General features: G+C 50.2%; 6 protein-coding genes. 1 reads left to right on the top strand and 5 read right to left on the bottom strand.

From position 1 onward, the window contains the following. The 4 genes from KVT36_RS12790 to KVT36_RS33070 form a co-directional block, all read right to left on the bottom strand. Positions 1-1,303 (bottom strand): bifunctional rhamnulose-1-phosphate aldolase/short-chain dehydrogenase (locus KVT36_RS12790; protein WP_217603893.1); only part of this gene is annotated, 1,303 nt, incomplete at its 3' end. A gap of 112 nt (positions 1,304-1,415) precedes the next feature. After that, positions 1,416-2,474: an L-rhamnose/proton symporter RhaT gene (rhaT, locus tag KVT36_RS12785; RefSeq protein ID WP_217603892.1), complete on the bottom strand. Its 1,059-nt coding sequence runs from the start codon at positions 2,472-2,474 to the stop codon at positions 1,416-1,418. A 252-nt stretch (positions 2,475-2,726) separates the two neighbouring features. Then, positions 2,727-3,737 (bottom strand): LLM class flavin-dependent oxidoreductase, encoded by a 1,011-nt coding sequence (locus KVT36_RS12780; RefSeq protein WP_217603891.1) that lies wholly within the window; start codon positions 3,735-3,737, stop codon positions 2,727-2,729. 136 nt (positions 3,738-3,873) lie between these two features. After that, complete coding sequence (locus KVT36_RS33070) at positions 3,874-6,072, bottom strand: helix-turn-helix domain-containing protein (protein WP_217603890.1); 2,199 nt, start codon at positions 6,070-6,072, stop codon at positions 3,874-3,876. Positions 6,073-6,461: 389 nt separating this feature from the next. On the opposite strand from KVT36_RS33070, the gene KVT36_RS12770 reads away from it, so the two are divergent. Further along, positions 6,462-7,505: an AraC family transcriptional regulator gene (locus tag KVT36_RS12770; RefSeq protein ID WP_217603889.1), complete on the top strand. Its 1,044-nt coding sequence runs from the start codon at positions 6,462-6,464 to the stop codon at positions 7,503-7,505. Positions 7,506-7,667: 162 nt separating this feature from the next. Here KVT36_RS12770 and KVT36_RS12765 read toward each other — a convergent pair whose 3' ends face one another. Beyond that, positions 7,668-9,566 (bottom strand): SPFH domain-containing protein, encoded by a 1,899-nt coding sequence (locus tag KVT36_RS12765; protein WP_217603888.1) that lies wholly within the window; start codon positions 9,564-9,566, stop codon positions 7,668-7,670. Between the last annotated feature and the right edge of the window lie 134 nt (positions 9,567-9,700).

Below are 9,700 nucleotides of genomic sequence, written 5' to 3'. Positions count from 1 at the left end.
CACGCCTGGCATCTCCCAGCAACCAGTATTCAATATTGAATGCCTCTTGTCGGGGCAGGGATGTATATTCCGATACCGCTTCTGCGCCTTTCATTACATTAATTGCATTAATATAAAATTCAGCGGCTACGCGGGCGGGTTGTTTATCTTTTGAGAAGGTGAACATGCCTATGCCGGGATACAGGATCACTACGGGGTTGGCATCGCGTATAGCGGGTGAGTTAGGATGTTTGCAGGTGTTGTAATAGTCTGCATACATTTTGCGATAAGCGTCAAACTGCGGGGCCAGCTTTTCTTTCAGCTTTGCTACATCAGACAGGTCTTCCGTAGGCTGCAGGTTCAGCACCAGCGGGCTTATTTTGGTACGTAAAAAGTGGTCGGGGCAGCTGGTACCCATAGGCGCCAGGCGATCCAGGTCGTTGGAGTTGATGAACTGCAGTACACGCTCATCATCTGTAAAATGACCCACCATGCGGGTATAACCGGAGCATAAGCCACGCAGCACCGGCGCCAGTGCGGCGGCCTGCTGCAGACGGGTTTCTTTGGGTGCAGGCTGTGAGCGCGCGCCACCAAATACCGGTCCTTTTTTACCATGATTTTCTTCCAGGTAAGCGGCACAGCGCTCTATTACTTCCAGGGTGTTGATGTAGCTTTCATAAGCAGTATCGCCCCAGGTGAACAGGCCGTGTGAGCCCAGCATAATGCCGCGGATACCCGGGTTTTCGTTGAGGCACTGGCGTAATTTCAGGCCCAGGTCAAAACCGGGACGCTGCCATTCCACCCAGCCAATGGTGCCGTTAAACAGCTCCTGCGTGATCTTTTTACCGTCTTTTGCAGCTGCTATAGCAATGGCAGCATCCGGGTGCAGGTGATCAATATGTTTAAAGGGCAGGAATCCATGTAAAGGCGTATCGATAGAGGGGGCTTTGGAGCTGAGGTCAAAAATGCAGTGGTTAAAAAGCTCCACCATTTCATCTTCAAACTCAATGCCACGGTAAATATTTTCCAGTGCGCGCAGGCGCTCTACATACAATGCTGCCAGCCCGCTTTTTTTCAGTGTACCCAGGTCGCCGCCGGAACCTTTCACCCACATTACTTCTGTTTGTTTACCGGTTAAAGGGTCGGTAGACATTACCTTGCAGGACGTATTACCGCCACCGTAGTTGGTAAGCCGCAGATCGGCGCCCAGCAGGTTAGAACGGTAAATTAACAAAGCCACTTCATCACCAGCCAGGGATGCGGCTTTGGCTTCGTCCCATAAATAACTTACATGTTTGAAATTAGTAGATGCAGAAACTGACATATTGTGTGTACTTTATTTTTGTTTTAGCTGAAAGCATAAAGCCGAAAGCATAAAGCTCTCTGTGTTTTGCTTTCTCTGTTTTGCTTTGTGCTTTGTGCTTTACGCTTTATGCTTACTCCAGCGAATTACCATATCCCACTAACAACACAGATATCATAATAGTAATGATCCCCGCTATGATGGTGCCGTATGTTTTTGAGCTTACCCCTTTCCACTCTCTTAACGTAATGCCCCACAGGCTGGATACCATGATGATAAACGCCATGTGCAGGATCCAGGAGCTGGCGCCGTTACCCAGCTTACTTTCGCCCATCCCGTAAAAGAAGAATTGCAGGAACCAGGTGGTGCCGGCAATAGCGGCAAACAAATAATTGCTGGCCAGCGGGGTGGATTTATCCGTGTAATTACCAAAGGTCTTATTACGCGCGTTTAACAGCATGCACCAGCATAAGTTGGTAGTAAGCCCGCCCCAGAGCAGCACTACAAAGATCACGTTATTCTGAAACAGCGGGTTGCTGCCCTGCTGTACGGCTATCTCCGCCATGGGTTTACCGGCTTCAATACCAAAGTTAAAACAGGCGCTTAAGATGCCTGATACGGTGGCTACCAGCAGCCCCTTACGCAGGTTAAACTCCTGTATGCTCTCTTTCTTCTTGTCTTCCGGTAATTCCCTTTCTTTCATTACCCCCGCCTTACCGCAAATAGCAATGCCTAATAAACATACTACTACCCCGGCCAGCACCAGCAAACCGCTGTTGCTGTGCAGCATGGAGGAAAAGGTTACAGCGCCTGCCTCATGCCCGAACAGATCGCGGTAAATAGGCGGTATCAATGAACCAAATGCAGAGGTATAACCCAGCGCTACGGACATCCCCAATGACAAACCCAGGTAGCGCATGGCCAGGCCAAACGTTAACCCGCCAATGCCCCAGAGCACGCCCATGAAATAGGTCCAGAAAAGTGTGGTGCTGCTGGTGTTGCGGATAATAGCCAGGAAATCCGGCACGGTGATCCAGGCAGCCAGGAAGGGTACTATAAGCCAGGAAAAGAAACCACCTACGATCCAATAACTTTCCCAGGCCCAGTTCTTTACTTTCTTGTATGGGATATAGAAACTACCGGAAGCAAAACCTCCGATGAAATGAAAAAAAACGCCTAAAATAGCTTGCATAAATGTGGAATTGTATTTTATATCAGTCCTTTTTAGCGCTTAACGCTAAAAGCTTAATGCTTAGTGCATTTGCCAGGATGACTAAAAATAAAGAAAGGTGGAGAAGGAACTATCCTATACATACCTAGTGTTGATTACGCTGAAAGCCGAATGCTTAACGCTGAATGCTGATTATGTAGGTTTGCGCACGGACATCCCCCCGGCTGCGTTAGCGTTCGGCGTTAAGCATTCAGCGTTTTGCATTCAGCGTGATTATAAAAAGAGTTCCGCCAGTAGCTCATAGGACCGGAGGCGGTCTTCAAAATGATCTGTGATGGTGGCAATTACAATTTCATCTACCTCATAATCATCGGCCAGCTGCAGCAGCTGTTCCTTTACCTGCGGCGGGGTACCAGTGATCATACGGCCGCGGTTATGCAGCACCCGCTCCCACTCTGCCGGGGAATATTCGTAGTCCTTTATCTCGTCGTAAGAAGGTACTACATCTACCCGGCCTTTTTCCAGGTTTAGCAGGCGATGGTCCATTACAGACTGCAGCTGCTGTGCCTTTTCGGCTGTATCTGCACAAAAAACAAAAATGCCCACGCTGGCCTGTGGCTCCTGCAGCCAGGGCGAGGGGCGGAACTGCTCCCGGTAATTTTGCAGCGCCTGCGGGCCGCCTACGGGGTAAATGAAATGGGCAAAGGAAAGGGCTATGCCATAATGAGCGGCCAGCAAGCCGCTTTCCCCACTGGATGTAAGCATCCAGAGACCGGGCATGGTATCTATATGCGGAATGGCTTTTACCTTTTCGTGTATAGAGCCGGTATTGGCATTCTCACTCAGGTAAGCCTGCAGATCGGCCACCTGCTGCACAAATTCCCGGGGATTAAAACTGTTGGATGGGTTGAGCAAATGCGCCGTAATACGGTCGCCACCCGGAGCCCGGCCTATGCCCAGGTCAATACGCTCCGGGTACAGGGCTTCCAGCAAACGGAAGTTCTCCGCTACTTTTAAGGTGCTGTGATTGGGCAGCATTACGCCGCCGGAACCTACCCGGATGCGCTCAGAGGCTGCTGCCAGGCGGGCAATCAATATTTCCGGGGCAGAGCCGGCTAATGTAGCGGTATTGTGATGTTCTGATACCCAGTAACGGGTAAACCCTAAACGGTCTGCTAATTGCACCAGTTGAACGCTTTCCTGTAGTGCTTCCACGGCATTGCTGCCTTTACGGATGGGAGATTGGTCTAAAACGCTGAGCTTAAGTTTCTTTTGTCGTGCCATAGTAATTGAAATGTGGCAACGGTTGCAGGCAGGAACAATGAGTAATTACGAATTGTCAATTACGAATTACGTATTGCGAGGAGCAAATATAACGATTGTTGGTGGATTTGGGGTAATGAGCAATTTGTAATTCACCTCAGCTTTTGGCTGAAGACAGCCTGCTATATCCCTGCACAGCCCTGATCTCCGCATAACTTACCTCATCGCCTAAACGCTGGCGGATAGCGCCGGCTGCAGCGGCTCCCATAGAGGCAAGGAGCGGCATGATCTTATCTATTTTTTCCTTGGATACAAAACTTTCCAGCGCCAGCTCACCGGCCCCTACGCATTGGGCCAGGTGCCCCTCTACCGTACCAATGGTAAGCTGCCTTATGTCCGCAATTTCTGCTATGCTTTTACCACCCAGGTACAGCTCCAGGCTGCCACGGCGGCTGCTGCCCACTTCTGCCTTCTGTTTTCCCGGCTTCGCGGCAGTGGTTTGGTTGCGTAGCTGGCTATGATCTGTTAAGCCGGCATTAAAGGTAGTATCACAATAACTGGCCTTCCATACCTGCTGCAGCTTTAACCACAGCGCGGCTTCCAGGGTTTCCAGCTGGTCCTGGTACTTACGCTGTTTGGCGCCTTTTACCGTTGCCTTATGCTCCTGCAAGGGTTTGATCAGCTCATCATACACCGCCTGCGTAAAATAACCAATGGCTTTATTCATGCGCTCCTGTATAGACGATGGATCGGCCGTTTGCACTACCACATCCAGCAGGCTCCCTAACTGCTGCCGGAACTTCTGGGCTACCTCCTGCTGGCGTACAGCCTTTTGCTGTAAAGTGCTGTTTAATAACAGCGCGGCTTCCATATCCGGCAGTTTTTTACCTGGCAGCCAGGCGGCATGCGCCTGTAAAGCCAGCAGCAATTTCTGCCAGTTAAATACCTGCTTCAGACTGTTTGACCAGAATACGCGCCGTTCCATATCCAGCAGCACTTCCAGCTCATTGGCCGCATTTTCCTTAGCGGCAAAAGCAATCACCTGCTCGTCATTCCGGATAGCGGCGGCATGAATGCGGGAATGCAGCACCAGCCCTTCCAGCGAGGTACAGCGGCTTAGGGCCACATATACCTGCCCGGGCGCAAAGGCGCTGCCGGCATCAATAATGGCCTTTTCAAACGTGAGGCCCTGGCTTTTATGAATGGTAATGGCCCAGGCCAGGCGGATAGGATACTGGGTAAAGCTGCCCAGCTCCTCTTCTTCTATACGGTTATCGGTTTTATTATGCGTGTAGCGGATGTTGCGCCAGGTTTCCTTTTCCAGCTGCAGGTCTTCCCCGCTGCCGGCCAGCGTAACAATAATGCGGTCTTTATCAATAGATCTTACCGTGGCTATTTTACCGTTGTAATAACGTTTTACTTCTGCCAGGTCGTTCTTAATGAACATTACCTGCGCCCCGGGTTTCAGCTGCAGCACCAGCTCTGTGGGCAGGGCTTTATCACTGAAATCGCCTTCTACAGTGCCCTCAAAACGGTGAACAGGCCCAGGCACGGCCGCCAGGCGGCTGGCATTAATTTCATCGGCCCGGCGGTTATGCGTGGTTAATACAATATACTGCTGCTCCTGGCCGGTAAAGGATGGCTGGTAGCGCTGGTTCAGCAATTCCAGCTGTGCCGCGGTGGCATTATTATTACGGATACCGTTCAGCAGGTCAATAAAAGCGGCTTCATTCTGCCGGTAGATCTTTTTCAGCTCCACATATAAGGGCGGCGCTTCTTCCAGCACTTTGGCATGAAAGAAGAATACACCGGCATAATGTTCTTTTAAGATCTGCCATTCAGAATCCGGCACTACGGGCGGCAGCTGGAACAGATCGCCAATGAACAGCACCTGCACCCCGCCAAAAGGCAACAAGGGCTGGTTACGGAAATGGCGCAAAATAGCGTCTATAGCGTCCAGTGAGTCGGCCCGCACCATGCTCACCTCGTCAATGATCAGCAGCTCCAGGTCGCGCAGGATCTCTTTCTTATCATGGTTAAAACGGATGCTGCGGAATAACGCATGCCGGTCCATGCTTACATCATCATCCTGCCCAAAACCTCTTTTGGTGCCGGGTATGAACGGACCAAAGGGCAGCTGGAAAAATGAGTGCATGGTAACGCCGCCGGCATTAATAGCGGCTACACCTGTAGGGGCTATCACTACCGTATTTTTGGCAGTGTACTCCCTGATATGTTTCAGGAAAGTGGTTTTACCTGTGCCGGCTTTACCGGTTAAAAAGATATGGCGGTTGGTTTGCTGTATAAAATCTGCCGCCAGTTGAAACATGGTGTTGCTGCTATCTGTTGGGGGCATAAATTAAAATGTAAAGCGGCGAAGATAGCGAAAAAAATAAAAAGCCCGCTGCGGCTGGTTAGGCTATTCAATATTAAACCAGGCAACGGGCAAAACTTCTTGGGTGTTATCAACTTTTTTGAAACTCACCACAAAGGAAAAGAAGGAGCCCCGGTAATTATTATCTAAAAGGTCATAATAACAGTGCAAAACGTTTGGCAGGCTGTTCAGACTTTGGCATGATTTTTTGTTAAGAGGGTTGTAATTTGTAATTGTAATCCAACTATTTACGGGCATAACAACCTTTTCCCGCCATAACCATTCACCCTCTTTATAATTGTTTTTAACATGCCGGCCGTTTAGCCGGTGATGCCAACTTTGTATTTTGTTAATTGTTGTAATGACGGTGCATGAAGGATAAACTGTTCACCATATCTTTTTCGCCCGGACCTGTAAAACGCCTGCTGGCACAGCTGGCAGCGGCTTTTGAACCTTATGGCAAAAGCACAGTGAAGGCGGAGCATAACCGTATTTACCTGCCGCGGGCACTGGGTAACGGTTTTATTGAATACCGGGAGCTGTTTAACGGCCTCTCCTGCCTGTTATGTGATGTTACCTGGCAGCAGCAGGCATTACTGGTATGCCCGCTGCAAAAAAAGGAGCATTATTATATGAGCGGCTGCCGCTACGGCTTTCAGCAGCCTTATTTTACAGATACCAACCATACGGGGCAAGACCTTTCCATTCACAGCGATTGCCTTTTTGTATACAGCACACAGCTAAGCAGCAGCTTTCTTTTCCCGGCAGGCCAACGGCAACGGGTATATGTAATGATGATGACGCACAGCTTTGCCATGGAGGAGCTACGCCTGGCCGCTGATACCCCCCGGCAGGGGCTGATCCAGGATTTTATTCAGCAGCAGCCCTTTAGCAGCATTATACCGCTGCCATTAAGCGTACAGCACCGTATGGATCAAACCTTTGAGCAGCTCAGCGAAGGGCCCAACACTACTTTCATTCACCGCCCCGCGCTGATCAGCGCCGCCTATAACCTGCTACACCAATGGTACCTGCACTTTTTTACGATGGAAGAACAGCAGGAAGCTTATTATGATACCAACCTGCAGGATGTGATCAGGGTGAAAGACCTTTACGTGAGCGACTTTGGCGCACCTCCCCTTACGGTGGAAGAGCTGGCACGCATGTGCAACATGAGCGTTACAAAATTCAAGAGCGTGTTTAAATCCATGTTTGGGATGAGCTGTTACCAGTATTACCAGGCGCAGCGCATGGAGTATGCCAAACAGCTGCTGGGCAGGCAGCAGCACCCTATCAAGGAAATATCCTACATGACCGGTTTTCAGAACACTGCCAACTTTACCCGTTCTTTTAAAAAAGCATTTGACATATTGCCAAGGGATTTTCAGAAAGTAGTACGGAATATGGAACAGTAAAAAAAATGGAGGTAATAAAGATTACCTCCCGTACATTTTCAGTTCTAATCTGTAATAACAATTAAACACCTGCAAAGCAGGGTCGCTTTGGCCTAAAAGTAGACAACCCCGTTGGCACCGAATTGCCAATTCGGGCATAATAACAGTTCATTCCGGCAATAATTATTCATTCGCTTTTTTCCGCAGCTGCTCAAGTAGCTGCAGCCCAAGCAGCCCGCTGATAGGGCCGCCGCCGTTATCACTGCCATTGATCAGCACATCCGGCATAATGCGCACGTGCTGCTCGCCAATGGATTCCATTACTTTCAGCTGCGTAAAGTTATCGCCCCCCATGGCCTCTACAGCCAGGCGGTATGCTTCTGCGCTGGACTTACCAATGGCCAGGATCTTTTCCGCCTCTGCATTACCGGTGCGGGATATTCTTTCTGCATCGGCCACGGCTATCCATTCTGTGCGTTCTGCTTCTGCCTTAGCCAGCAGCCTTACCTTTTCCGCTTCACCACCGGCCAGCAGCTTTAAACGGTCGGCTTCTGCATTGGCCTGCAAACGCACGCTGTTGGCGTCACCGGTGGCTTTCTTTACAGAAGCATCGGCTATTCTTTCCGCGATCAGCACACCCTGGTCGGCCTTCACAATTTCTTTCTGCATTTCTGCAATGGCAGTTTCTTTTTCCAGGGTCTGGCGGGTTTCCTGCGCCTTCATCTGTGTTTCGTAAGTTACCTTCTGCTCTTCGGCCAGCTTACGGTCTGTTAAGGTTTTCATCAGGCTATCCGGCGGCACAATGTCGCCTATCAGGGTATCCACCCCATGCACATTATATTGCTCCAATACGCGGCCAATATGGCTTCTGGCGCTCTCCTGCCGTTCCTTACGGCTTTTCAGGAAGTCGATGGCATCTGCATCCTGGGCGGAGTTACGGAAATAGTTACCAATAGTAGGCTCCTGCACCTGTGTTACCAGGTTGCTCATGTTACCGAAACGCGCAATTACCTTAGGCGCTTCTGTAGTGGGTATGTGAATGATCTGTGCTACGTCCAGGTTAAAAGTAAAACCGTCTTTACTACGCACGGTAATGGTAGAAAGATTTTTGTCCAGCTGATGCGCTTCACTGCGTGCAGAGGCCCAGTTCAGCACCAGGTTGGTAGTTGGCACCATTTCAATTTTCATGATGTACGGGTTAATGGGATACTTACCGGGGCCTAACGGCTCCGCCCATACGCCTTTATGGCCCCTGGCCACAATGTTACCATGTTTGAACTCCACTCCGCTCAGGTCTTCGCCATCCTGGCCCACAAAGGAGATCACCACGCCTACATGCCCGATGGAAATTTCCGTCATGCGCACCATTTCCACTTTGGCAAACCAGGGGTTCAGGAAGTAGGAACCAGCCAGCATTACCTGCTCCTGCAGGCCTTTGTAGCCGCCGTTTTCCAGGAAGGTATCCACATCCTGGAACTTGTTATGCCCTGCCATGGGCTTACCTGCTATCTGCCCGTCTTCAATGGCCTTACCTTCCAGCGTGGTTACGATGCCCACGGCATTTTCAGGTATGCTTACCATATCGGTCATTTCCAGCTCAAACAAAAAGGTGTTGATGCGGTAAGAGCCGGGTGTGATGATGGCTGTTTGCCGGCCTTTGCGGCCGCCGTTCTCCAGGAAAGCGCGCGCATCCTGGAAAGCATCGCAGGGTACCTTGCGGGCCAGTATGGAGCCGGTTTCCAGCTCCCCGCCGTCTTTTGCCAGCACCAGGCCAATTTTGCCGGTGGGTATAATAGTAAAGGCCTGAAAAGTAACGGAATACTGCCAGATCCATTTCCAGAAATATACACCGGGGGCCAGTGTTTGCGCCTGGAAACCGGCTTCGCCATTCAGCGCAATAATGCGGCCTTCCGGCAGCTCCTGCTTACCGAACAGTACAAACTTTTTAGTAACCAGGCCTATACGGTCTTCCGGTACTATTACTACGCCAAAGAATACCCGCAAAATAAGGCGGTAAAAAACAAGGCATAGTAAGGGTATGCCGATGAGCATCACCCATCTGATGATTTCTGCGTTTTGCATTTTGATTAGGGATTTATGATAATTGTGATGTTAGCCACCAACCGCCGCAAAGCGGTAGTTCAGGCAGTAAAAGGTACAGGTACTGGTACGTGCAAGCACACGATGCCTGATATACGGTACAGGGGCCTTTGCTG

The sequence above is a fragment of the Chitinophaga sp. GbtcB8 genome, assembly GCF_019091455.1.
Lineage (GTDB): Bacteria > Bacteroidota > Bacteroidia > Chitinophagales > Chitinophagaceae > Chitinophaga.
This window is presented reverse-complemented; position numbering and strand designations above follow the sequence as displayed.

What these genes read in the sequence shown, in the direction of transcription:
- rhaT (WP_217603892.1), bottom strand. Translation starts at nt 2,474, where the DNA reads ATGCAAGCTATTTTAGGCGTTTTTTTTCATTTCATCGGAGGTTTTGCT.
- KVT36_RS12765 (WP_217603888.1), bottom strand. Translation starts at nt 9,566, where the DNA reads ATGCAAAACGCAGAAATCATCAGATGGGTGATGCTCATCGGCATACCC.
- KVT36_RS12780 (WP_217603891.1), bottom strand. Translation starts at nt 3,737, where the DNA reads ATGGCACGACAAAAGAAACTTAAGCTCAGCGTTTTAGACCAATCTCCC.
- KVT36_RS33070 (WP_217603890.1), bottom strand. Translation starts at nt 6,072, where the DNA reads ATGCCCCCAACAGATAGCAGCAACACCATGTTTCAACTGGCGGCAGAT.
- KVT36_RS12770 (WP_217603889.1), top strand. Translation starts at nt 6,462, where the DNA reads ATGAAGGATAAACTGTTCACCATATCTTTTTCGCCCGGACCTGTAAAA.